This is a genomic window from Bradyrhizobium sp. HKCCYLS3013 (genome assembly GCF_051167615.1).
Classification (GTDB): domain Bacteria; phylum Pseudomonadota; class Alphaproteobacteria; order Rhizobiales; family Xanthobacteraceae; genus Bradyrhizobium.
Genome location: NZ_JBNPTK010000001.1, coordinates 644,121 through 664,704 on the forward strand (window position 1 = coordinate 644,121; position 20,584 = coordinate 664,704).

Here is a 20,584-nt window from a genome sequence, read left to right on the forward strand (position 1 = left end):
TCATGATCAATCCCGTTCTGGTGCACGATGCGGATCGACAGGAGCAGGACGAGACCGAACTTACGCCGGTTGGCTCCGACTTCATCCCGCTGTCCGATCCCGACATCACGACGGCGGAGATCGCGGCGGTCGAGGCGACGCTTCGCTCGCCGCGGCTGTCCTGCGGTCCGCTGGTGGAGGAGTTCGAGGCAACGTTCGCCGCCTATCTCGGGCGCAAATATGCCATCGCCGTCCCGAGCGGAACGCTCGGTCTGCTGCTGATTCTGAAGGCGATGGGGATCGGGCCCGGCGACGAGGTGATCGCGTCGTCGTATTCGTTCCGCGAGATCGCGCATGCGATCAGCATCGCCGGCGCCAAGCCGGTGTTTGCCGATATCGACTACTATTCGGGCACGCTGGCCCCGAGCAAGATCGAGGCGCGCATCACGGAGCGCACCAAGGCGATCCTGGCCGGCAACACCAACGGCCACCCGGCCAAATGGTCTGAGCTGCAGGCGATCGCGAAAGCCCACGAACTGCCTGTCATCGAGGATTCGACCGAGGCTATCGGCTCGAGATACAAGGGGGCGCTGGTCGGCACATTCGGTACGGCCGCGGTGTTCGACTTCTCGCAGCCCTTCGCGCTGACCTGCGGCGAGGGCGGCATGGTCGTCACCGACGACGTCGACATCGCGGTGGCCGTGCGTCGGCACCGGTCGCACCGGCTCGACGAGCGCGCATCGGTCGTGGTCAGCAGCAGCGCGTCGCACCAGGCCGTGATGAGCGACGTGACCGCCGCGCTCGGGCTGGCGCAACTGAGGCGGATCGACGAAATCCTCGAGCGGCGCAAGCTGATCGAGCAGATCTATTACAGCGAGGTGCAGTCGTTCGAGGGCATCAAGGATCCCTATGTCGGTCCAGATGTCACCGAGGTGAACTGGTTCCTCTATCAGGTCCATCTCGGCACCCGGTTCTCGAAGTCGAGCCGGGACTCGATCGTCGAGGATCTCAGGGTCGAGCAGGTCGAGGCGGTGGCCTATTCGAATCCTCTGCATCTGCAGCGACACTATTTCGACATGGGCTATCGCCGTGGCGATTATCTCGTGACGGAGAAGGTGGCCGATCGTGTGGTGGCCCTGCCGTTCCACGTCCATCTCACCACGGACCAGATCGCCTTCATCGTTGCGACGATGAAGGACGCCTCGGTCAATGTCGGGGCGGGCGCCGCGATCTACTGACACCAGTTGAACTCAACCCAGCAAAGGAGACATTCAATGGCAACTCTAACGGTCATGCCCTCCGGCAAGACGATCGAGGTGGGCGAGGGCACCACCATTCTGGCAGCGCTGCTCGGCGCTGAGGTCGAGATCCAGCACAAATGCGAGGGCCAGGCAAAGTGCGGCTCCTGCCACATCTTCCTGCAGGAGGGACGCAAGGGCGTGTCGAAGGTGACGAAGCTCGAGAACGAGAAGCTCGACACCATCGTCGGCGTCGGCTCGAAGTCGCGCCTCGCCTGCCAGGCGACCATCCTTGGCACCGAGAACGTCAAGATCGAGCTGCTCGGCTTCGGTTCAGGCCTGTAAGAGGAGGATACCATGGACAATTTGACGCTGCATGTCCGCTTCGCCAATGACGGCACTGTCGCCGAGATCAGCGAACGCCCCGGGGACCTGACGCCACAGCAATGGTTCGACAAGTTGAGTGCTGCGATCGGCATGAAGGCCTATCAGACCTTTGCCGGAGGCCGCGGCGTGTTCAAGGTCGACCGTGACCAGATCGAGGCTCTGAAGACCGCAGCCGTCTCGTGACGGCGGCGGTGTGACCTTCGATGCGAGCGGCAGCATGAGCGCGGATGCGGGACAGGCGTGTCGATTCTTCGTCTCGTACACCGGCGTCAAGCTGCCGCTGCGGCTGGTGACTGCGATCGCGCCGGAGCAGCTCTCGAACCGGAACACGTTCATCCGCGGCTATTTCGATGCCGACGGCGTACTGACCGGGTTCGAAAAGATCGTCTACGGCGAGATCGAGCTCACGCACTGCTACAGCTACCATGCCAATGGGGCGCTGAGCCGGGCCGAGATCGTGATGCTCGACGAGGATCCGGTGACGCTGAATTTCGACGAAACCGGCGCGCCTGTGGCCGCGCACGACGCTGCGTGAGCGGGAGGGACCGTGACTGTCGCCAAGCTGATCGAGGCTCTTGCCAGCATGCCGAAGGACGCTATCGTGCTGATGGACAGTGGCGGCGGTTTGTCGCGTGTCGATGCGCTGGAGCTCGTGGACCAGCAGGGCCCGGGGGCGCCGGCTGAGGTCATCCTGCAGCCGAGCTTGGACGAGTAGAGACAGGAACGACCGATGGCGGATGCTGGGACTTCAGAGACCGGAACTTCAGAAGCGGGACCGGTCGTCACGCCCTATGAACGAATTGGCGGCGCCGTCGTGGTCGATCGTCTGGTCGAGTCGTTCTACCACCGGATGGATACTCTGCCCGAGGCGAGGGCCATCCGCGACATGCACGGCACCAATCTTGGGCCGATCAAGCACATCCTGAAGCGATACCTCTCGGAATGGCTCGGCGGCCCGAAGCTGTATTCACCTGAGAAGGGGCATCCGCGGCTGCGTCAGCGCCATATGGGCTTTCCCATCGGCAATGCCGAGCGCGACGCCTGGCTGCTCTGCATGCGCGGCGCGCTCGAGGAGACCGTCAGCGACGTCGAGGCCCGCCAGGATGTCGACGCCGCGATGACCAAGCTTGCCGACTGGATGCGCAACCAGGCCGGCAATCCGCACGACGCGCGGGCCGCGCGACCGTGAGCTGAGAGGTAAGCCGCGGTGCTCAAGAATGGGCCCTCTCTCCTTGTGGGAGAGGGCATCGCCGGCCTCTCCACATATTTGGTCGGGTGAGGGGGGCTCTCTGCGAGGTGGCGCCCGGCGAGAGAGACCCCTCACCCAACCGAGTCTGCGGCGCTGTCCTGCATGCCCTCTCCCACAAGGGGAGAGGGCGCTGTATCGCGCAGCGAGCTTGTAGGTGATCCGAAGGTTCTTGTAGTCCATCGGACCACAACTAGTACCCAACTAATACAACGGCACGCCGAAGAAATTCTCGTCGTCGCCGCCCCAGGCGCGGTGCAGCGCCAGCGCGTTCTGCCATTGGACCAGCTCGGTGCCGCTGGCGTTGCGGTGGGTGATCTTGCCGTCCGGATGCTCGGCGAGCAGAAAAGGCTTGCCGTTGCGGATGAAGCGGTTGAGATCCTTGGTGTCGTTGGGGCGCACCACGCAACGTGGCCGCTCGTCGATCAGGATGGTGGTCGGCAGCATCGCGACGCTCTCACTCCATCGGATTCTCAATCGGTCGGCGGTCCCATGTCGTCGTCGGCCTTCTTCTTCTTTTTCTTGTCGGTCTTGGCGAGCGCGTAGGCGCCGGCATTCTTCAGCGTGATCGGCGGCTGGCCGACGACGTATTGCGAGATCCACGCCAGTGTCCGCTCATGTGCCAGCGCGGCTGCAGATTCATCATAGGTCTCGCCGTTGCCGTCGAACGCATGCGCGGCATTCGGATAGGAGAATGCGCTGACCTCGGGATGATAGGCGCGGAACATGGTCACCTCCGCGAACGGCACGACGATGTCGGCCTCGCCGAAATGGAGCAGGGTCGGAATCTTGCGCTTGGCGCCGGCCGCATTGACGACACCTGTCGCGTAGTAGCTCACCGCGCAGGCCACGCCGGAGACGCGGTTGGCCGCGTCATAGGCCAGACCGCCGCCGGCGCCGAAGCCGACTACCGCCACCTTGCCGCAGTCCTTGACGCTGTCGACGGTCGACTGGACTTCGGCGAGCAGCGGCGTTGTCGGATCCGGCACGGACTTGGCCGGCTCGCCCTCCACCGTCGATTCGATCGCCGCAGGAGGTGACAGCTCCGGCGCAATCACGACATATCCGCTGGCCGCAAAGGCATCGGCGATCTTGCGTAGCCTGCCGGCAGCGTCAGCGCCGTCCGGCAGGACGACGATCGCCCCCTTCGGCGCGTCGGTGGGATCGGCACGAAACGCCTGAAAGGTATGGCCGTCGCTGGCGGTCAGCTTGATCGTGCTCTCCGTAGGCATGTGATGCTCCTGCTTCCGTTGCGCGGTTGGCGCGCGTTACAACAAACCCAGCTCCAGCGCGGTCTCTTCGGACATGCGCGACTTGTCCCAGGGCGGCTCGAACACGAGCGTGACTTTCACCGATGCGACGCCGTCGACGGCCTGCACGGCGTCCTCCACCATGCGAACGATCTCGCTCGCGACCGGGCAGCCGGGCGCCGTCAGGGTCATGTCGATCTCGACGGCGCCGCCGCCCTCGTGCGCGATCCGATAGACCAGCCCGAGATCGTAGACGTTCACCGGAATCTCCGGGTCATAGACCGTTCGCAACGCCGCAATCACGCTCTCGGCTGCACTCTGGGAGCCGGTCGCTACGGCGGTCTGCGCCGGGGAAGGAGGGGGCGGGGCGTGCATGGTCATCATGCGTTGGTTCCTCTCATGATCCTGGTTCGCACCGGGGGATGGTCGTTGCAATTCGAGTCATGTTTCGCTTCGCTCGTGCATGGCGTCGCCTCATTCCGGACCGAGCCCCTCGGCCAGCGCGGCGACGACCGGCCATCCGACGGCGCCGGTGGGATCGAGTCGCCGCAGCGCGGCGAGCATTTCGGCTGCACCCTCGGAATCAGTCTTGCGCAGATGGATAAAGGCGAGGGCCTTCAGCGTGTAGAGCGCGAAGCGGCCGGCGCCGTCCGGCAGCGGATCATGCGGCGTCCAATGCCGCCAATCACATGGCCAGCCGGCCTGGCGCGCCGCTTCGGCAAGGCCCAGCTCGGCGACCGCCTCTGCCTCGTCGAGATGGCCCTGATAGGTGTGAATCTTATACAGACAGAAGTAGGTCGGAAGCTGCTGCGGAGCGGCCGCCAGCGCCTGGCGAAACAGCCGATCCGCCTGCGCATGGTCGCGGCGATACGCCGCCACGCCCTGTTGCAACAAGGCATCGATCTCCTCAGGCAGATCGCCGAAGTTGATCGTGTCGGGTTCGCTGACGAGTTCGCGCATCTGCATTGACCTCGATCAAATCATTGCAAGACGCGGACCGTTTTCGCGCGGGGGCAGCAGCGCCGGAGCCGGCACGAGGCGGGCGGAAGAGCGGGCCGATGTTGGATTTTGAACGCCGCCTCTTCGCCGCGCCGTGGCCGATGTCGCAAAGACGACGCAATGCTTGGCGATTTGGCGTGGACACGTCGTCAGATGCCGGCGAGACGGCGATTGCGGCGAGCAGATGACTGGTTCGGAGCTTGCATGAGGCCTTCGTCAGTCCAGCGGGAGTGGCAGCGATGGCGATGGCAGCAACGGATATCGAGCGTCTGATCAAGGAGGCGTTCCCGGATGCCGTCGTCGTGATCGAGGATCTGGCAGGCGATGGCGACCATTATTCGGCGCGCGTCACCTCACAGGCTTTCGCCGGGAAGAGCCGGGTGCAGCAGCATCAGATGGTCTACTCGGCCCTCAAGGGCCAGATGGGTGGCGTGCTGCACGCGCTGGCGCTCGAAACGTCATTGCCGAAGTGATCGTTGCGGCCCGGCTGATCGGTCGCATTCAGGGAAAGGATCCAGTCCATGTCGACATCCGAACGCATTCAGAAGCTGATCGACGGCAGTGATGTCGTGCTGTTCATGAAGGGCGTGCCGGCCGCGCCGCAATGCGGCTTCTCCGCCGCGGTGGCGCAGATCCTGGCCAAGCTCGACGTGGCCTACGAGAGCGTCAACGTGCTCGCCGATCCCTTCATTCGCGAAGGCATCAAGGAGTTCTCCAACTGGCCGACCATTCCACAGCTCTACGTGAAGGGCGAGTTCGTGGGTGGCTGCGACATCGTGCGCGAGATGTTCCAGGCCGGTGAGCTCGCGACCCTGCTCGCCGACAAGGGCATCAAGGCGCCTGCGTCATGAGCGATGCCGATGTCGCCGAGGCGGATGACGCGTTCGAGATTCCGCAGCTCTACAAACACCACGCCTTCGTCTGCCTGACGCAGCGCCCGCCCGGACATCCGCGCGGCAGCTGCGGCGCGCTCGGCGTGCAGCCGCTGTGGGACCGGCTGACCAAGACCATCGAGGCGCAGCGGTTGACGGACATCGGCGTCACCGCTGCCGGCTGCTTCGGCTTCTGCAGCGCCGGACCGATGATGGTGGTCTATCCGGACGGCGTCTGGTATCGGCCGACCACCGCTGAGGATATCGACGAGATCGTCGAATCCCACTTCAAGCAGGGCAAGCGTGTCGATCGCCTGGTCATGGTGTTGAAACGCTGACGTGCTGACCGGAGCCGCTCAGCGCGGCTCCGGACAAGGTGTCGACGCCTCCGGACGCGTGCAGCCCTGGACGTCGTCCAGATCGTCGTACTGCTGAAGCAGCGAGATCACGGGTTCACGATCGAAGCCGGCGCAGCACTGGCCGCCGGCTTCGATCAATGGCCGGCGGATCAGCAGCGGATCCTCGAGCATCAGGTCGATGGCCGCGACGGCTTCGATCGTCTCTGGCTCGATCTCTCCTGATTTCACGCGCGGCGAGGCTGGATTGAACCAGGCCCAGACGGGAGTCCCGGCGAAATACGCGCGCAGCCGCTCGCCGGTCCAGGGCTCGGTCAAGAGATTCCTGGCGACGACATCGTGGCCGGCGCGCGTCAGCATCAGCTTCTGCCGGGCGTTGGTGCCGCAGCCCGGCTTCTCGTAGAAGACGACGGTCGTCACGTCAGGCGCCGCCGAGCTGGACGAGCTGCGCGCCGCCGGCGCGGCCGAGAATGGTGTCGACCTTCTTGCGCACCGACTCGATCGTGAGCGGCTTGACCACGGCGCCATGCGCGCCGGCCTTGAGACCCTCGATCGCGATCGCCTCGTCCGCCTTGGCGGTCACGATCAGAATCCGCACGCCCTTGAACTTCGCCAGGATCTCGCGGACGAGCTCGGGTCCGCGTTGCTTCAGGAAGGACACCCCGAGCAGCACCACGTTCGGCGCCAACCAGTCGACGCCCTTCTCATACGCCTCCTCGGGAGTCGCCAATTCATGTGTCTCGATCTCGTCGTGCAACATGAACTGCAGGGCCGCGCGCGTGATCTCGTCGTCGTCGATCACGAACACGCGCCGCTGGTCCACGGCCTTGGCCGTCTCCACTCCGATCTGCATTGCATCCTCCTCAACGTTGTCAGCGTCTGTGCCGCAGGGCTGCGGAGAGGACCTAGCAAATCTCGTTCCGGGCGCCGCGCGGCTGAAAAGTCGCCGCCGTTGTGTCGTTTCGGACAGCACCGCGCGTCGTCGCATCTTGCGAAGCATTCCGATGTCGGGTTTGCAACAACCCGCCATCGCGCACGGAATGCTCCGCATCTCCTTTAAATCATGACTGTTTTTGACGCCGTGCGCGTGCTGGCACAGCCGTTGCTAAACTGGGCCCAGGCAATGGTTGAGGGCTGAGTGCACGCCGACGCTTCGGACGAGCGATGCTCTCCTTCCCAACAACCCGTCTGCCGGTTCGGACACAGAGAGGACGCGGTCACGCCTCGCGAACAGCGCGGGCGCGACATAGGCAATCGGTTGATGGAGAGCAGAATGTCATCACTGCGACAAATCGCATTCTACGGCAAAGGCGGCATCGGCAAATCGACGACGTCGCAGAACACGCTCGCGGCGCTCGCCGAGATGGGTCATCGGATCCTGATCGTCGGCTGCGATCCCAAGGCGGATTCGACCCGTCTGATCCTGCACGCCAAGGCGCAGGACACCATTCTCAGCCTGGCCGCCGCCGCCGGCAGCGTCGAGGATCTCGAGATCGAGGAGGTCATGAAGGTCGGCTATCGCGACATCCGCTGCGTCGAGTCCGGCGGTCCGGAGCCGGGCGTCGGCTGCGCCGGCCGCGGCGTCATCACCTCGATCAACTTCCTGGAAGAGAACGGCGCCTATGAGGACATCGACTACGTGTCCTACGACGTGCTCGGCGACGTGGTCTGCGGCGGCTTCGCGATGCCGATCCGCGAGAACAAGGCGCAGGAGATCTACATCGTGATGTCCGGCGAGATGATGGCGATGTATGCCGCCAACAACATCTCCAAGGGCATTCTGAAGTATGCGAACTCCGGCGGCGTGCGCCTGGGCGGCCTGGTCTGCAACGAGCGCCAGACGGACAAGGAGCTGGAGCTGGCGGAAGCTCTCGCCAAGAAGCTCGGCACGCAGCTGATCTACTTCGTGCCGCGCGACAACATCGTGCAGCACGCCGAGCTGCGTCGCATGACCGTGCTGGAATACGCGCCGGACTCGGTCCAGGCCGGCCACTACCGCTCGCTGGCTCAGAAGATCCACAATAACGGCGGCAAGGGCATCATCCCGACGCCGATCACGATGGACGAGCTCGAGGACATGCTGATGGAGCACGGCATCATGAAGGCCGTGGACGAGAGCCAAATCGGAAAGACTGCCGCCGATCTCGCCGCAACGGCTTAAGCAGTCTTGGTACCGGCCTTCCTCCCGTCGGAAGGCCGGTACCTCATCGCATGTCCCGTCGACATGGCGGCAGGGGATCGCGCTATGACCATCGCAATCGTGGGCGTCTCGGAATCCGTTGCTGCCGGCCTGCAAAAGTCGCCGCGCAGCGGCTCGTTCGAAGAGGACAAGCGGCATCACGGCCGCGAGATCTACCGCCTGCTGACCGGCGTCGATCCCGAGGACGCGCTGATCGACAGCGACATCGGTTTCGACCGTCATGTGGTCGCGTCGATTCTCTCCGTCTCGGCGATGGAACACGGCGTATTGGCGGAGCGCGCCGGGCTTTCGACAGTCGAGCTGATCGCGCTGCTGGCGCAGTTGTTTCCGGCAGCCTCGATCGACTCCTCATGGCTGCCGTTCACCGGGGCCGTGGCCGCGCCGGACGACGACGAGATCACGATGGTGCGCGATCTGCTCGCCGCGCAGCGCTCCACGGACGGCGAGGTCGGCCGCTGGCTCGCGGCCATGGTGGCGCGTCGCGCGATGGAGCCCAACCATCTCTGGGAAGACCTGGGCCTGCGCGAGCGGTCCGAGCTGTCGCGGCTGCTGATGCGCCACTTCGCGCCGCTGGCGAGCCGCAACGCCAGAAACATGCGCTGGAAGCGCTTCTTCTACCGCATGCTGTGCGAGGACGATGGCTTCGTGATGTGCACGACGCCGGTCTGTACCCAGTGCAACGACTTCGAAGTTTGTTTTGGCGAGGAGAGCGGCGAGAGCCGGATGGCCGAACGGCGACGCGAGGTGGCGCTGCAGGAGGCGGCGGGCGCCGCGATGTGAGTTCGAGGACCGTGACGATGTTGTTGGACAGCCAGCTTGGATTCCCGTGCAACTCCGACGGCGGACGTTGTCCCCAGGCGGAGACTTGCGAAGCTGGCGAGATCCTGATGCGTCGATGCGAGGACGCGCTGCGTCGGGCCGGGTTGCGTCCTACCCAGCAGCGTCAGCAACTGAGCCGGATTCTGTTCGGCGGCGGCGACCGCCACATCACCGCCGACGCGCTCTATGCCGCTGCCGTTGCTTCGGGCATGAAGATCTCGCAGGCCACCATCTACAACACCCTCAACCAGTTCGTGGAGCTCGGACTGCTGCGGCAGATCGGCGTGGACGGCTCGAAATCATTCTTCGACACCAATACGACCGTGCATCCGCACTTCTTCTATGAGGACGAAGGCGAGCTCGTCGACGTGCCCGAACAGGTCGCGTTCGAGCAGTTGCCCGAGCCGCTGCCGGGCTACGGCATGGAGCGGATCGACATCGTCATCCACCTGCGCCGCAGGCGCCACGCCTGACGGCAGCCTTGGTCGCCGCGCGGTCCAGGCGCGGCGCTGGCATGTCTCTCCGCGTCGACGTTCGATGTCCGACGCTGTCACGAATCCGACAATCCGGGACGTTGGAAAAACAATCGGATATTCAATTGGTTGGCGTGGTGTCCGGCGGTGGCATGGCCGTTGCTGAGTGAATGGCAGGCCGCAACGGAGCGTCGTGCTTCTGGCGGCCACACACAGGTTGCGACGGAGCGAGTGAATGCCAGACGTCTCCGGACAGCGCGGGTCCAGGAATGCCCGAGATGCCGGCTCTGCCAACGGGAGCGCGGTCTCGGGGAGCCCGATGCCCCGGGTCATCCTCAACGATACCACGCTCCGCGACGGCGAGCAGGCGCCGGGCGTCGCCTTCGCTCTCGGAGAGAAGGTCGCGATCGCCCGTGCGCTGGCGCGAGCCGGCGTTCCCGAGATCGAGGCCGGCACGCCGGCAATGGGGGCCGACGAGATCGCTGCCATCAGGGCGATCGTCGAGGCCAGTCTGCCCGCGACCATCATCGGCTGGTGCCGGATGCGCGAGGCGGATGTCGATGCGGCGATCGCGGCCGGCGTCTCGATGGTGAATGTCTCCATCCCGACATCCGACGTGCAGATCGCCGCCAAGCTCGGCGGCAGCCGCAGTGCCGCGCTGGAACTGCTCAAGCGCGTGGTCGGCTATGCGCGGAGCCGCGGACTGGCCGTTGCCGTCGGCGGTGAGGATTCCTCGCGCGCCGATGTCGGCTTTCTCGCCGAGGTGATCGCGACCGCAAAGTCGGTCGGCGCCCGGCGCTTCCGCGTCGCCGATACGCTGAGCGTGCTCGATCCGGACGCGACGTCAGCTCTGGTCGGCGCCTTGCGCGCGACCACGGACCTGGAGATCGAGTTTCACGGCCATGACGATCTCGGTCTTGCCACCGCCAACACGCTGGCGGCGGTCAAGGCGGGCGCGACCCATGCATCGGTCACCGTGATCGGCCTCGGCGAGCGCGCCGGCAATGCTCCGCTGGAGGAGGTCGCGGTCGCGCTGCGGCAGCTCTACCGGCGCGAGACCGGCATCGTGCTGGCCGAACTCGATCACGTCGCCAATGTCGTGGCGGCCGCTGCGGCGCGCGCCATTCCACTCAACAAGGCCATCGTCGGCGAGCACGTCTTCACCCATGAATCCGGCATTCACGTCGATGGCCTGCTGAAGGATCAGCGCACCTACCAGGCGCTCGATCCGGTGCTGTTCGGCCGCTCCAACCGGATCGTGATCGGGAAGCATTCCGGGCTGTCGGCGATCACCTCGCTGCTGTCGGATCTGCGCCTGCCGGCGAGCGCCGACCAGGCTCGGCACATCCTGGCGCGCGTGCGCAGGCATGCCGTCGTTCACAAGGGGCCGGTGCCGAAAGAGGCCGTTGCGGCCATCTGGCGCGAAGTCTGCGATCACCCGCTGGCGAGCTTTGCCTGATCATGAGCGACATCGTCGATACCCCCATTGCAAAGCCGATCGTCGTCGAGGCGAGCCGGCCCTCGCTGGTCCGCCTGATCCGCGAGGACATTGGCTGTGTCCGCTCGCGCGATCCGGCGGCGCGCAGCGAAATCGAGACCCTGCTGACCTATCCCGGCATTCACGCGCTGATCTGGCATCGCCTGGCGCATCGGCTGTGGATTCGCGGCTGGCGTTTTCCGGCACGATTGTTGTCGTGGCTCGGACGCTTCCTGTCGAATGTCGACATTCATCCGGGCGCCGAGATCGGCCGCCGCTTCTTCATCGATCATGGGGCCTGCGTCGTGATCGGTGAAACCGCCGAGATCGGCGATGATGTCACGCTCTATCACGGCGTCACCCTGGGCGGCACGTCGTGGTCGCCAGGCAAGCGGCATCCGACGCTGGACAGCGGTGTCGTCGTCGGCGCCGGCGCCAAGATTCTCGGCCCGATCACGATCGGTCCGCGGACCCGCGTCGGTGCCAACTCCGTCGTCATCCAGAGCACGCCGCCTGACGTTACCGTGGTCGGGATCCCTGCCAAGGTGGTGCGGCCTGAATTCACCCATCGGCGGACCGTCGGACGCATCGATCTGGACCATCATCTGATGCCGGATCCGGTGGGTGAGGCCCTTTCCGTGATGCTGGACCGGATCGAGTTTCTCGAAGCGCAGCTCGCTCACATCAGGCAGAAGGTGCGCCAGGGACCGTCACCTCCGGCGCCGACCTCGTTGTGCGAGGTTGATCCGATTTCGAGTCAAGGAGCAAAGCAATGACTGTGGCAACGCCGAACGTTCTGGACCAACTGAAGCAGACCTCTGCTGCCGAGGAATTCTTCAAGCTGCTCGGTGTCGACTACGATCCCAAGGTCCTCAACGTCTGCAGGCTGCATATTCTCCGCCGGATGGGACAGTACCTCGTCAGCGAGGACTTCTCCGGCGTTTCCAATGAGGACGTCGCAGCCCGCTGCAAGTCGTACCTCGAGCAGGCCTATCAGGACTTCCTCGTCTCGACGCCGCTCGATCAGCGGGTGTTCAAGGTGCTCAAGGAGGCGGTGGCGCCGCCGAAGCCGGCTCCCAAGCCATTCGTGTCGCTGACGACGCTCAAGTAACGCATGAACTAACGATCGCTCCCAGAAGCGCCGCCAGCACCACTGGCGGCGCTTCTGCTTTCAGGCGAGCGGTGCGCTCTCAAAGTCCTGTCGCATTCCCGACGCGTGTTGCTTGCGACGTGTCGGACCTCGGCGGCGAGTTCTCAGAAGCAGTTCAGGTTCATGCGCCAAGGTGTTGAATCCGTGCCGATAATCATCACGGCCGAAACTGGTACGACAATTGCTGTCCTGATCGCAGGCCTACACACCCGGAGTGATCGCATGCATATCGTCGTCTGCATCAAGCAGGTTCCGGACTCCGCGCAGATCCGCGTTCATCCGGTGACCAACACCATCATGCGCCAGGGTGTGCCGACCATCATCAACCCCTACGACCTGTTCGCGCTCGAGGCGGCGCTGCAACTGCGCGACAAGTTCGGCGGCGAGGTGACGGTGCTGACGATGGGGCCGCCGTCCGCCGAAGACTCGCTGCGCCGGGCACTGACCTACGGGGCCGATCGCGCCGTGCTGCTGACCGATCGCTTCTTTGCCGGCGCCGATACGCTGGCGACCACCTATGCGCTGGCGACAGCCATTCGCAAGATCAGCGAGACCTTCGGAGCGCCGGACATCGTGTTCACCGGCAAGCAGACGATCGACGGCGACACCGCGCAGGTCGGCCCGGGCATCGCCAAGCGTCTGGGCCTGCTGCAACTGACCTATGTGGCGAAGATCAACGAGGTCGATCCCGTCGCGCGCACCATCGAAGCCGAGCGTCGCTCCGAGGGCGGCGTTCAGGTGCTGAAGACCAGGCTGCCGTGCCTGGTGACGATGCTGGAGGCGACCAACGAGATCCGCCGCGGCGCCATGGCCGATGCGCTCCGTGCGGCGCGCGCTCAGATCGTGACCTGGAGCGCCAAGGACGCCGGCGTCGAGGACATCTCGAAGTGCGGCCTGAAGGGCTCGCCGACCATCGTGAAGCGGGTCTTCGCGCCGTCGGCCCGGGCGGAGAAGGCGACCATGGTCGACTTCTCGAACCGCGCGCCGGCCGACGCGCTGATCGAGGAATTGTTCAAGCGGCAGCCGAAGCTCGAAGCCGAGCTGACGACGTCAGCACACGGCTTCTGATCCAGACGGCTTTTGACGGACCAAGGGACGACGATCATGAGCGAACCCACCAAAGCACCGCCCGCCGCAGCCGGTCGCGCCGCGACCAAGAAGGAGCTGCCCGAGCATTTCAAGGCCTACAAGCACGTCTGGGTGTTCATCGAGCAGGAGCGCGGCCAGGTTCACCCGGTGTCCTGGGAGCTGATGGGCGCCGGCCGCAAGCTCGCCGACAAGCTGAAGGTTGATCTGGCGGCCGTGGTGATCGGTCCTCCCGGAGAAGCCGTGCGGCACGCCGCCGCGGAGTCGTTCTGCTATGGCGCCGATCTCGCCTACATCGTCGCGGACGGCGTTCTCACCGACTATCGCAACGAAGCCTACACCAAGGCGCTGACCGACGTCGTCAACACCTTCAAGCCGGAGATCCTGCTGCTCGGCGCCACCACGCTCGGCCGCGACCTCGCGGGCTCCGTGGCGACGACGCTGCTCACGGGTCTGACCGCCGACTGCACCGAGCTCGACGTCGATGCCGACGGCTCGCTGGCCGCGACGCGGCCGACCTTCGGTGGTTCGCTGCTCTGCACGATCTACACGCTGAACTACCGGCCGCAGATGGCGACCGTCCGCCCGCGCGTGATGCCGATGCCGGACCGCGTCGAGAAGCCTGCGAGCCGCGTCATCGAGCACAAGCTCGGTCTCGTCGAGGAGGACATCGTCACCAAGGTGCTGTCCTTCATTCCGGATCGCGATTCCGCCAAGTCCAATCTCGCCTATGCCGACATCGTCGTGGCCGGCGGGCTCGGGCTTGGCTCGCCGGAGAACTTCCAGCTCGTCAAGGGGCTCGCGTCGGTGCTCGGCGCCGAATTCGGCTGCTCCCGGCCACTGGTGCAGAAGGGCTGGGTCACGTCCGATCGGCAGATCGGCCAGACCGGCAAGACCATCCGGCCCAAGCTGTATATTGCCGCAGGCATTTCCGGCGCGATTCAGCATCGGGTCGGTGTCGAGGGCGCCGATCTGATCGTCGCCATCAACACCGACAAGAACGCGCCGATCTTCGACTTCGCGCATGTCGGCATCGTCACCGACGCGATCCGGCTGCTGCCTGCGCTGACGGAGGCATTCCGTGCGCGTCTGTCGCCGCATTCGCGCGATCGCATCGCAAGCTAGGCACCAGAGAGGGAGCAGGGCAATGATCGAGGAACGTTTCGACGCGATCGTCGTGGGTGCCGGCATGGCCGGCAATGCGGCTGCGCTGACCATGGCTCAGCGCGGCATGAAAGTGCTGCAGCTCGAGCGCGGCGAGTATTCCGGCTCGAAGAACGTGCAGGGCGCGATCCTCTACGCCGACATGCTGGAGAAGCTGATTCCGGACTTCCGCGAGGAAGCGCCGCTCGAACGCCATCTGGTCGAGCAGCGATTCTGGATGCTCGACGACAAGTCGCATGTCGGCCTGCACTACAAGTCGGACGACTTCAACGAGGAGAAGCCGAACCGCTACACCATTATCCGTGCCCAGTTCGACAAGTGGTTCTCGTCCAAGGTCAAGGAAGCCGGCGCCACCGTGCTGTGCGAGACCACCGTCACCGAGCTGGCGCAGGACGCCTATGGCAAGGTGATCGGCGTCAGGACCGATCGACGCGATGGTGAGATCCATGCCGACGTCGTCGTGCTGGCGGAGGGCGTCAACGGCCTGCTCGGGAGCCGCGCCGGCCTGCGCGAGCGGCCGAAGCCGGAGAACGTCGCGCTCGCGGTCAAGGAGATGCACTTCCTGCCGCGCGAAACGATCGAGGCGCGCTTCAACCTGAAGGGCGACGAGGGCGCCGTCATCGAGGCCGTCGGTACGATTTCCCGCGGCATGACCGGCATGGGCTTCATCTACTCCAACAAGGAGTGCATTTCGCTCGGCATCGGCTGCCTCGTCTCCGACTTCCAGAAGACCGGCGAGACGCCCTACGGCCTGCTCGAGCGGTTCAAGCAGCATCCGTCGGTGGCGCCGCTGATCGAGGGCTCGGAAGTCAAGGAGTACTCGGCGCATCTCATTCCCGAAGGCGGCTACAACGCGATCCCGCAGCTCTGCGGCGATGGCTGGGTCGTGGTCGGCGATGCCGCCCAGCTCAACAACGCCGTTCACCGCGAGGGCTCCAATCTCGCGATGACCTCGGGGCGCATCGCGGCCGAGGCGATCTTCCAGGTGAAGTCGCGCCGTGATCCGATGACCAAGGAGAACCTCGCGCTCTACAAGAAGATGCTGGAGGACTCCTTCGTCATCAAGGATCTGAAGAAATACAAGGACATGCCGGCGCTGCTGCACAACCAGTCGCAGAACTTCTTCCTGACCTATCCGCAGCTCGTCTCCAAGGCGATGCAGAACTTCGTGCGCGTCGACGGCACGCCGAAGAAGGAGAAAGAGAGCAGCACCGTGCGCTCCTTCGTGAATGCAAGGTCATGGACCGGCCTGTTCGGCGACGCCTTCAGGTTTGCCCGGGCGTGGCGATGATTGGTGAATGAACGAAACAGCTTAAGCGAGGGAGATCAGACATGAGCACGGACGTCGCAGTCAGGGTCGAAGACAAGCTGTTCTACAATCGCTATCAGGTCGATCCCGGCCGGGCCCATATCAAGGTCCGTCCGCATACGACGCCGACGCCGCAGTTGAAGGCGCTTCTCAAGGCCTGCCCGGCACGCTGCTACGAGCTCAACGACAAGGGCCAGGTCGAGATCACGGTCGACGGCTGCATCGAATGCGGCACCTGCCGGGTCATCGGCGAGGCCAGCGGCGACATCGAGTGGAGCTATCCGCGCGGCGGCTACGGCGTGCTGTTCAAGTTCGGCTGATGCCCGTCGGATCGCGCAGGTCGACGAGGTGCCGCAAACCGGTGCCGGATCATCAATCCTATATTGTTCTTGATATAGGTCATTGAGTTCGGGCCCGCGTTCTGCTTACATCCTGGGGCAGCAACGAAGCTGCAATCGATGAGGAACAGCACGTGAAGCTGAGCGCACGAAACGTCTTGCCGGGACGGATCATCTCGGTTGAAAAGGGAGCGACCACCGCCCACGTCAAGGTGGAGCTCGCCCCGGGACTCACGGTCTTCTCGGCAATCACCAACGAGGCGGTGGAGGAGCTCGCGCTTGCCGTCGGCGACAGCGTCTCCGCCGTCATCAAGTCGTCGGATGTGATGATCGGCAAATAGGAACATGGCGCCGAATTGTTGCGCCGATCAGCCGGTCGATGCGTGGCGCGCGCGCAGGCCGAGCCACCAGGTTTCCATCGCCGAACGTGACGGCTGCAGCAGCGTGCCGAAGTCGCCCGCAAAGCTCCGCCAGTCGTCGATGCATTTCTGCGGCACGGCCGTCAGTACCGGAATGCCCGAGGTGATCGCGTCGGCCAGCTCGCCGCGCAACCCGCTTCCCGCAGCCTCCTGCTTGGAGAACTTGTTGATCACGATGAGGTCGGCATGGGCTGCGATCGCGCGGTGAACGGCCATGCCGGCTTCGGCAAGGCCCGCGGTGTCGAGCTTGCAGGCCGTCGATCCGGCGCCGAGGTCCTGGCAGATCGAGATCGTGTCGCCATTGCCGAGATCGATCACGTCCATTCCGCTTTTCTTGCCGACCTCGTCTCTCGTATTGCGCTGAACGATGCCGCCGACCCGGACGCCCCGTCGCAGCAGCTCCTGGGCAAAGGCGTCCAGCAAGGCATCGGCATCGTCGCCCGGTCCATAGAGAATCGCGGCGAGACGGGGCTGATTGAGCTCAACGGGGGCAGGAAGATCGTGCGGGATCATGCGGGGCCTGGCGATCGGAGACGGGCAGCGACCAGGGTTTATATAGAGGATGCAGCCTGTGGAGAAAGAGCAGATGTCGCGCGCGCCGACCATCGCTAAGCACAATGATCTCGAAGCGCTGCTCCGCGACGATGTCCCCTATGGCGACCTGACGACGGAGACGCTCGGGATCGGCGCCGAGCCGGGCCTGATGCACTTCGCTGCGCGCGGCCGCATGGTGCTGGCATTGGCCGAGGATGCGGCGGCGTTGATCGAGCTCACGGGCTGCCATGTCGAACTGTTCGCCGGCAGCGGAACGGTGCTGGAGGAGGGGGCTCCGATCCTCCGTGCAGACGGCGCGGCGGCAGGCCTGTTGCGGAGCTGGAAGGTGGCGCAGACGCTCATCGAGATCTGGTCCGGCGTCGCGACCGGGGCGGCTGCGATCGTCGGCGCGGCGCGGGCGATCAGGCCGGGCATTGCGGTCGCCTGCACGCGTAAGAACGTCCCCGGCACCAAGCCGTTCGCCGTCGCCGCGGTGAAGGCTGGCGGCGCGGTGATGCATCGGCTCGGCCTGTCGGAGACCGTGCTGGTCTTTCCGGAGCACCGGGCGTTTCTCGGCGATGCGTCGCTTGCCGACGTCGCGGAGCGGTTGCGGCGGAGCGCGCCGGAGAAGCGGATCGTGATCGAGGTCACCACGGTCGAGCAGGCGGTCGCCGCCGCCGTGGCCGGCTTCGACGTGATCCAGGCCGAGAAATTTCTGCCTGCCCAGATCGCTACGCTGGCGGAGCGGATCGCCATCAGCGCGGCGCTACAGCGTCGGCCGATCATTGCGGCCGCGGGGGGCGTGAATGCGCAGAACGCCGCCGCCTATGCTGCGGCGGGCGCGGACGTGCTGGTCACCTCGGCGCCCTACCTCGCACGTCCCTGCGACGTGCAGGTGCGGATCAGCCCTACCTCAGCCGCGGCTTGACCGCACGACCTGGCTACTGTGGGTGCCGCGGCGCAGCGCGCTTCTGGCGGTTGGCTCGCCATTCCATGAATTCACGGAACAACCGGGGATCGGCTGAAACGCCGCTCGCCTGCATATCGTTGACCTGTGCATTCGCCCCCAGCATCTGGGGAGGCGGCGTATTGCGATCGAGCCAGTCCTGTGCCGTCTTGAATCTTGTCCAGCCCGCGATCGGCGCCAGCGGCGCCACCTCCTGCCATTTCGGGTGGTATGGCGGCCGTTGCAGCGCCTGCATGTTGCTGAAGAAGGCTTCGACCAGCAGAGACAGCCGGCGGTGACGGTCGCTGCCGGCCGGCCAGTTGAACGACGCCAGCACGGCCTCGGCCGCGATCGTGTTCACCGGCGCCGAGGCGCCGACGAGGTTCGGATAGTCCTCGGCGGACAATTGCGCCGGCAGGTAGTCGTCGTGCAGAGCCTTGTCGTAGTCGACGGGCACCAGGTGCAGATTGGGATCGTTGACCTGGCTCAGCCATTGCACCGGCTTGCCCTCGACCGTGATGATCGCGTCGATGTCGCCCTTGCGCAGCATATCCAGCGCCAGCCGCGGTTCGATATAGAGCAGATGCGGCCTGATCCCGAGGCGCTCGAACACGTTGATCGAGGTGACGAAGGTGCCGCCGTCGGGCAGGTCGACGGCGATGGTCTTGCCGTCAAGCTCGCTCAGGCTGGTGATAGATCTCGGCGCCAGCACGTGCATCTCCTCGTTGAACAGCTTGGTGACATAGACCAGTTGCTCGCGGATGTTGTTGGCGAAGTCCTTGCGCTCGAGAAAGGCCAGGGTGTCCTTGCGGATGATGCCGGCGTCGACGCCGCGCAGCAGCAGGATGTCGGCGACCGATTGCACCGAGCCGCGGCCGATCACGGGAAGGATGCGCAGCTCCGTCCCCTTGTCGAGCGCCGATGCGAGGTCCGCACCCATGTTGGCATAGGTGCTGCCGAACGAGCCGGTCATCAGCGTGACGGTATTGGCATTCAGCTGGTTGGCCAGATCGCGCTTCGCCGTACCGTAACGGAAAATGGTCTTGAAGGAATCGCTGACACTGCCGGGATCGATACCGCTCCGCACCGGACCGAAGCGCTGCCACTTCCCGCCGGTGAACTGCATCATCTGCATCTGCTCCAGCGGCGCGTGATCATGGGGGCTGGTGTTGACGGTGATGCCGGGCGTCAGCATCGGCAATTTGAGGCTCTTCAGGGATGCCGCCTGCTTCATGATGTTGTCGCGCGACAGGTCGTCGCCGCAACTCCGCAACACCGCGACCATCGCGTTTGCCGCGAGGTAGCCGAAGGTCGCAAGACCATTGCTTCTCGGTACGTCCGGCAGATAGCGGTCCATGAAGGCGGACCATTCGCGGTAGGATGGATCGCCCGCCGCCGCGGCCTCCTCGCCCTCGTAGTAGTAGCCCGCGGACAGGATGCCTTCGGCATTCTGCAGGCCGGCCGGCTGCATCACGGCGGAGACCGATTCCGAGACTGTCGAGATGATGTGGTCCGGATGCCAGCCGAGCTCGGCCGCGCGGCGGATCGCCATCACGGCAAATTTGGGTGTGGTCACGTCGAAGAAGATGTCGGCGCCGGAGGCCTTCAGCGTGGCGATCTGCTGATTGACGTTGGCGTCCGTCACCTTGTAGCCGGCTTCCGCGACGATCGGAAGCTTGCCGCCCAGGCCGTCCTTCAATCCCTTGACGTAGTCCCTTCCGAAATCGTCGTCCTGATAGAGAATCGCGATCTTGCCGCGGCTGTGGGTCTCCAGCAGGTACTGGGCATAGACGTGCGCCTCGGCCTGGTAGCTTGGCTGAAAGCCCATGGTCCACGGAAAGTCGTGCGGCTGGTCCCATTGCGAGGAGCCGGATGCCACGAACAATTGCGGGACTTTGTTGGCGTTGAGATATGGGCGCACCGCCAGGTTGGGGGCCGTGCCCAGGCTCGCAAACATCAGCAGGACGTTGTCCTCCTCGACGAGCTTGCGCGTCATCTCCACCGTCCTCTGCGGCGCATAGCCGTCGTCGTAGGAAATGAAGTTGATGCGCCGGCCGTTGATGCCGCCCTCGGAATTGATCTTGTTGAAGTAGGCCGCGATCGTCTTGCCGATGACACCATAGGCGAGAGCCGGGCCGCTATAGGGCATGGTGTTGCCGATGCGAATCTCGTTGTCGGCGGCGACCGCTCGATGCCCGGCCAGCGCCAATGTTGCGGACAGAGCCAGGACGAGGCATGCGGCTGTTCGAGAGCGGCTGTTCGTTGCATCCCGTGGTTTGCGACGTCGGCTCCATCTAGCGGCCAAGCAGGCGCGAGCTGCAGCATGGATGCCCTGCATCACC

At 64.9% G+C, this 20,584-nt stretch carries 29 protein-coding genes; 21 read left to right on the forward strand and 8 right to left on the reverse strand.

Translation table 11 applies throughout. The features are described from left to right. Window positions 1-2 precede the first annotated feature (2 nt). The 6 genes from ACQR1F_RS03040 to ACQR1F_RS03065 are packed head-to-tail and all read left to right on the forward strand — an operon-like array spanning window position 3 to window position 2,793. Window positions 3-1,217, forward strand: coding sequence for a DegT/DnrJ/EryC1/StrS family aminotransferase (locus tag ACQR1F_RS03040; RefSeq protein ID WP_315803675.1), 1,215 nt, complete (start codon window positions 3-5; stop codon window positions 1,215-1,217). A 36-nt stretch (window positions 1,218-1,253) separates the two neighbouring features. Then, window positions 1,254-1,562, forward strand: a complete 309-nt coding sequence (locus ACQR1F_RS03045) for a 2Fe-2S iron-sulfur cluster-binding protein (protein WP_315713113.1) — start codon at window positions 1,254-1,256, stop codon at window positions 1,560-1,562. A 12-nt stretch (window positions 1,563-1,574) separates the two neighbouring features. Continuing rightward, a complete protein-coding gene (locus ACQR1F_RS03050; RefSeq protein ID WP_315803674.1) occupies window positions 1,575-1,787 on the forward strand; it encodes a hypothetical protein in 213 nt (70 codons plus the stop codon). Between the two features lie 34 nt (window positions 1,788-1,821). Beyond that, entirely contained in the window at window positions 1,822-2,139 is a 318-nt protein-coding gene (locus tag ACQR1F_RS03055; protein WP_315803673.1) for a DUF6156 family protein, read from the forward strand. Window positions 2,140-2,151: 12 nt separating this feature from the next. After that, on the forward strand, window positions 2,152-2,319 hold the full coding sequence (locus ACQR1F_RS03060) for a hypothetical protein (RefSeq protein ID WP_315803672.1): 168 nt from the start codon (window positions 2,152-2,154) through the stop codon (window positions 2,317-2,319). A gap of 15 nt (window positions 2,320-2,334) precedes the next feature. Further along, the gene (locus ACQR1F_RS03065) at window positions 2,335-2,793 is read left to right on the forward strand and encodes a group II truncated hemoglobin (protein ID WP_434837725.1); all 459 of its coding nucleotides are present in this window, start codon (window positions 2,335-2,337) and stop codon (window positions 2,791-2,793) included. Between the two features lie 261 nt (window positions 2,794-3,054). On the opposite strand, the gene ACQR1F_RS03070 is transcribed toward ACQR1F_RS03065, so the two are convergent. From ACQR1F_RS03070 to ACQR1F_RS03085, 4 genes are all read right to left on the reverse strand, one after another. After that, entirely contained in the window at window positions 3,055-3,297 is a 243-nt protein-coding gene (locus ACQR1F_RS03070; RefSeq protein WP_315803670.1) for a hypothetical protein, read from the reverse strand. Between the two features lie 26 nt (window positions 3,298-3,323). Continuing rightward, entirely contained in the window at window positions 3,324-4,082 is a 759-nt protein-coding gene (locus tag ACQR1F_RS03075) for a dienelactone hydrolase family protein (protein WP_316239624.1), read from the reverse strand. 36 nt (window positions 4,083-4,118) lie between these two features. Next, a complete protein-coding gene (locus tag ACQR1F_RS03080; protein WP_315803800.1) occupies window positions 4,119-4,481 on the reverse strand; it encodes an iron-sulfur cluster assembly protein in 363 nt (120 codons plus the stop codon). A gap of 93 nt (window positions 4,482-4,574) precedes the next feature. Continuing rightward, complete coding sequence (locus ACQR1F_RS03085) at window positions 4,575-5,066, reverse strand: tetratricopeptide repeat protein (RefSeq protein ID WP_434912508.1); 492 nt, start codon at window positions 5,064-5,066, stop codon at window positions 4,575-4,577. Window positions 5,067-5,338: 272 nt separating this feature from the next. Between ACQR1F_RS03085 and ACQR1F_RS03090 the strand changes: the two genes are divergently transcribed. The 3 genes from ACQR1F_RS03090 to ACQR1F_RS03100 are packed head-to-tail and all read left to right on the forward strand — an operon-like array spanning window position 5,339 to window position 6,309. Beyond that, on the forward strand, window positions 5,339-5,572 hold the full coding sequence (locus ACQR1F_RS03090) for a BolA/IbaG family iron-sulfur metabolism protein (protein WP_006609694.1): 234 nt from the start codon (window positions 5,339-5,341) through the stop codon (window positions 5,570-5,572). Between the two features lie 48 nt (window positions 5,573-5,620). After that, window positions 5,621-5,950 (forward strand): Grx4 family monothiol glutaredoxin, encoded by a 330-nt coding sequence (gene grxD / locus ACQR1F_RS03095; RefSeq protein ID WP_315803667.1) that lies wholly within the window; start codon window positions 5,621-5,623, stop codon window positions 5,948-5,950. After that, window positions 5,947-6,309 carry a (2Fe-2S) ferredoxin domain-containing protein gene (locus ACQR1F_RS03100; RefSeq protein ID WP_315803666.1) on the forward strand — a complete coding sequence of 121 codons (363 nt, stop codon included), beginning with the start codon at window positions 5,947-5,949 and terminating at the stop codon, window positions 6,307-6,309. The genes grxD and ACQR1F_RS03100 overlap by 4 nt, the downstream gene beginning before the upstream one ends. An 18-nt stretch (window positions 6,310-6,327) precedes the next feature. Here ACQR1F_RS03100 and ACQR1F_RS03105 read toward each other — a convergent pair whose 3' ends face one another. Next, window positions 6,328-6,855 (reverse strand): ArsC/Spx/MgsR family protein, encoded by a 528-nt coding sequence (locus ACQR1F_RS03105; RefSeq protein ID WP_434912509.1) that lies wholly within the window; start codon window positions 6,853-6,855, stop codon window positions 6,328-6,330. Continuing rightward, entirely contained in the window at window positions 6,749-7,180 is a 432-nt protein-coding gene (locus tag ACQR1F_RS03110) for a response regulator transcription factor (protein ID WP_315741025.1), read from the reverse strand. Before ACQR1F_RS03110 ends, ACQR1F_RS03105 begins: the two co-directional genes overlap by 107 nt. Window positions 7,181-7,600: 420 nt before the next feature. Here ACQR1F_RS03110 and nifH point away from each other — a divergent pair, with 420 nt between their 5' ends. The 11 genes from nifH (at window position 7,601) to ACQR1F_RS03165 (ending at window position 16,684) form a co-directional block, all read left to right on the forward strand. Further along, window positions 7,601-8,488, forward strand: coding sequence for a nitrogenase iron protein (gene nifH, locus ACQR1F_RS03115; RefSeq protein WP_315803664.1), 888 nt, complete (start codon window positions 7,601-7,603; stop codon window positions 8,486-8,488). Between the two features lie 84 nt (window positions 8,489-8,572). Next, on the forward strand, window positions 8,573-9,307 hold the full coding sequence (locus tag ACQR1F_RS03120; RefSeq protein ID WP_434837728.1) for a nitrogen fixation protein NifQ: 735 nt from the start codon (window positions 8,573-8,575) through the stop codon (window positions 9,305-9,307). 17 nt (window positions 9,308-9,324) lie between these two features. Next, window positions 9,325-9,819 carry a Fur family transcriptional regulator Irr gene (irr, locus tag ACQR1F_RS03125; RefSeq protein ID WP_434912510.1) on the forward strand — a complete coding sequence of 165 codons (495 nt, stop codon included), beginning with the start codon at window positions 9,325-9,327 and terminating at the stop codon, window positions 9,817-9,819. Window positions 9,820-10,138: 319 nt separating this feature from the next. Further along, entirely contained in the window at window positions 10,139-11,278 is a 1,140-nt protein-coding gene (nifV, locus tag ACQR1F_RS03130; protein WP_315803661.1) for a homocitrate synthase, read from the forward strand. A gap of 2 nt (window positions 11,279-11,280) precedes the next feature. Beyond that, window positions 11,281-12,072, forward strand: a complete 792-nt coding sequence (gene cysE, locus ACQR1F_RS03135) for a serine O-acetyltransferase (protein ID WP_434912511.1) — start codon at window positions 11,281-11,283, stop codon at window positions 12,070-12,072. Continuing rightward, window positions 12,069-12,407, forward strand: a complete 339-nt coding sequence (nifW, locus tag ACQR1F_RS03140; RefSeq protein WP_434912512.1) for a nitrogenase stabilizing/protective protein NifW — start codon at window positions 12,069-12,071, stop codon at window positions 12,405-12,407. Before cysE ends, nifW begins: the two co-directional genes overlap by 4 nt. A 261-nt stretch (window positions 12,408-12,668) precedes the next feature. Next, complete coding sequence (locus ACQR1F_RS03145) at window positions 12,669-13,514, forward strand: electron transfer flavoprotein subunit beta/FixA family protein (RefSeq protein ID WP_315803658.1); 846 nt, start codon at window positions 12,669-12,671, stop codon at window positions 13,512-13,514. A 36-nt stretch (window positions 13,515-13,550) separates the two neighbouring features. Continuing rightward, window positions 13,551-14,657 carry an electron transfer flavoprotein subunit alpha/FixB family protein gene (locus tag ACQR1F_RS03150; RefSeq protein ID WP_434895950.1) on the forward strand — a complete coding sequence of 369 codons (1,107 nt, stop codon included), beginning with the start codon at window positions 13,551-13,553 and terminating at the stop codon, window positions 14,655-14,657. Between the two features lie 22 nt (window positions 14,658-14,679). Continuing rightward, entirely contained in the window at window positions 14,680-15,987 is a 1,308-nt protein-coding gene (locus ACQR1F_RS03155) for an FAD-dependent monooxygenase (RefSeq protein ID WP_315803656.1), read from the forward strand. Window positions 15,988-16,028: 41 nt separating this feature from the next. Next, the gene (locus tag ACQR1F_RS03160; protein WP_172112536.1) at window positions 16,029-16,325 is read left to right on the forward strand and encodes a ferredoxin family protein; all 297 of its coding nucleotides are present in this window, start codon (window positions 16,029-16,031) and stop codon (window positions 16,323-16,325) included. Between the two features lie 152 nt (window positions 16,326-16,477). Next, entirely contained in the window at window positions 16,478-16,684 is a 207-nt protein-coding gene (locus ACQR1F_RS03165; protein ID WP_315803799.1) for a TOBE domain-containing protein, read from the forward strand. 27 nt (window positions 16,685-16,711) lie between these two features. Here the strand turns inward: ACQR1F_RS03165 and ACQR1F_RS03170 are convergent, their stop codons facing one another. Next, window positions 16,712-17,275 (reverse strand): DUF2478 domain-containing protein, encoded by a 564-nt coding sequence (locus tag ACQR1F_RS03170; RefSeq protein WP_316180160.1) that lies wholly within the window; start codon window positions 17,273-17,275, stop codon window positions 16,712-16,714. Window positions 17,276-17,348: 73 nt separating this feature from the next. Between ACQR1F_RS03170 and modD the strand changes: the two genes are divergently transcribed. Further along, on the forward strand, window positions 17,349-18,224 hold the full coding sequence (gene modD, locus ACQR1F_RS03175) for a ModD protein (RefSeq protein ID WP_434872635.1): 876 nt from the start codon (window positions 17,349-17,351) through the stop codon (window positions 18,222-18,224). Window positions 18,225-18,237: 13 nt separating this feature from the next. Here modD and ACQR1F_RS03180 read toward each other — a convergent pair whose 3' ends face one another. Beyond that, the gene (locus ACQR1F_RS03180) at window positions 18,238-20,580 is read right to left on the reverse strand and encodes an ABC transporter substrate-binding protein (RefSeq protein ID WP_315803653.1); all 2,343 of its coding nucleotides are present in this window, start codon (window positions 20,578-20,580) and stop codon (window positions 18,238-18,240) included. Window positions 20,581-20,584 lie beyond the last annotated feature (4 nt).

What these genes read in the sequence shown, in the direction of transcription:
- ACQR1F_RS03110 (WP_315741025.1), bottom strand. Translation starts at nt 7,180, where the DNA reads ATGCAGATCGGAGTGGAGACGGCCAAGGCCGTGGACCAGCGGCGCGTG.
- nifH (WP_315803664.1), top strand. Translation starts at nt 7,601, where the DNA reads ATGTCATCACTGCGACAAATCGCATTCTACGGCAAAGGCGGCATCGGC.
- grxD (WP_315803667.1), top strand. Translation starts at nt 5,621, where the DNA reads ATGTCGACATCCGAACGCATTCAGAAGCTGATCGACGGCAGTGATGTC.
- ACQR1F_RS03045 (WP_315713113.1), top strand. Translation starts at nt 1,254, where the DNA reads ATGGCAACTCTAACGGTCATGCCCTCCGGCAAGACGATCGAGGTGGGC.
- modD (WP_434872635.1), top strand. Translation starts at nt 17,349, where the DNA reads ATGTCGCGCGCGCCGACCATCGCTAAGCACAATGATCTCGAAGCGCTG.
- ACQR1F_RS03120 (WP_434837728.1), top strand. Translation starts at nt 8,573, where the DNA reads ATGACCATCGCAATCGTGGGCGTCTCGGAATCCGTTGCTGCCGGCCTG.
- ACQR1F_RS03070 (WP_315803670.1), bottom strand. Translation starts at nt 3,297, where the DNA reads ATGCTGCCGACCACCATCCTGATCGACGAGCGGCCACGTTGCGTGGTG.
- ACQR1F_RS03160 (WP_172112536.1), top strand. Translation starts at nt 16,029, where the DNA reads ATGAGCACGGACGTCGCAGTCAGGGTCGAAGACAAGCTGTTCTACAAT.
- nifV (WP_315803661.1), top strand. Translation starts at nt 10,139, where the DNA reads ATGCCCCGGGTCATCCTCAACGATACCACGCTCCGCGACGGCGAGCAG.
- ACQR1F_RS03180 (WP_315803653.1), bottom strand. Translation starts at nt 20,580, where the DNA reads ATGCAGGGCATCCATGCTGCAGCTCGCGCCTGCTTGGCCGCTAGATGG.
- ACQR1F_RS03050 (WP_315803674.1), top strand. Translation starts at nt 1,575, where the DNA reads ATGGACAATTTGACGCTGCATGTCCGCTTCGCCAATGACGGCACTGTC.
- cysE (WP_434912511.1), top strand. Translation starts at nt 11,281, where the DNA reads ATGAGCGACATCGTCGATACCCCCATTGCAAAGCCGATCGTCGTCGAG.
- ACQR1F_RS03145 (WP_315803658.1), top strand. Translation starts at nt 12,669, where the DNA reads ATGCATATCGTCGTCTGCATCAAGCAGGTTCCGGACTCCGCGCAGATC.
- ACQR1F_RS03170 (WP_316180160.1), bottom strand. Translation starts at nt 17,275, where the DNA reads ATGATCCCGCACGATCTTCCTGCCCCCGTTGAGCTCAATCAGCCCCGT.
- ACQR1F_RS03155 (WP_315803656.1), top strand. Translation starts at nt 14,680, where the DNA reads ATGATCGAGGAACGTTTCGACGCGATCGTCGTGGGTGCCGGCATGGCC.
- ACQR1F_RS03150 (WP_434895950.1), top strand. Translation starts at nt 13,551, where the DNA reads ATGAGCGAACCCACCAAAGCACCGCCCGCCGCAGCCGGTCGCGCCGCG.
- ACQR1F_RS03085 (WP_434912508.1), bottom strand. Translation starts at nt 5,066, where the DNA reads ATGCAGATGCGCGAACTCGTCAGCGAACCCGACACGATCAACTTCGGC.
- ACQR1F_RS03065 (WP_434837725.1), top strand. Translation starts at nt 2,335, where the DNA reads ATGGCGGATGCTGGGACTTCAGAGACCGGAACTTCAGAAGCGGGACCG.
- irr (WP_434912510.1), top strand. Translation starts at nt 9,325, where the DNA reads ATGTTGTTGGACAGCCAGCTTGGATTCCCGTGCAACTCCGACGGCGGA.
- ACQR1F_RS03100 (WP_315803666.1), top strand. Translation starts at nt 5,947, where the DNA reads ATGAGCGATGCCGATGTCGCCGAGGCGGATGACGCGTTCGAGATTCCG.
- ACQR1F_RS03090 (WP_006609694.1), top strand. Translation starts at nt 5,339, where the DNA reads ATGGCGATGGCAGCAACGGATATCGAGCGTCTGATCAAGGAGGCGTTC.
- ACQR1F_RS03055 (WP_315803673.1), top strand. Translation starts at nt 1,822, where the DNA reads ATGAGCGCGGATGCGGGACAGGCGTGTCGATTCTTCGTCTCGTACACC.
- ACQR1F_RS03075 (WP_316239624.1), bottom strand. Translation starts at nt 4,082, where the DNA reads ATGCCTACGGAGAGCACGATCAAGCTGACCGCCAGCGACGGCCATACC.
- ACQR1F_RS03080 (WP_315803800.1), bottom strand. Translation starts at nt 4,481, where the DNA reads ATGACCATGCACGCCCCGCCCCCTCCTTCCCCGGCGCAGACCGCCGTA.
- nifW (WP_434912512.1), top strand. Translation starts at nt 12,069, where the DNA reads ATGACTGTGGCAACGCCGAACGTTCTGGACCAACTGAAGCAGACCTCT.
- ACQR1F_RS03105 (WP_434912509.1), bottom strand. Translation starts at nt 6,855, where the DNA reads ATGGCGCCGTGGTCAAGCCGCTCACGATCGAGTCGGTGCGCAAGAAGG.
- ACQR1F_RS03040 (WP_315803675.1), top strand. Translation starts at nt 3, where the DNA reads ATGATCAATCCCGTTCTGGTGCACGATGCGGATCGACAGGAGCAGGAC.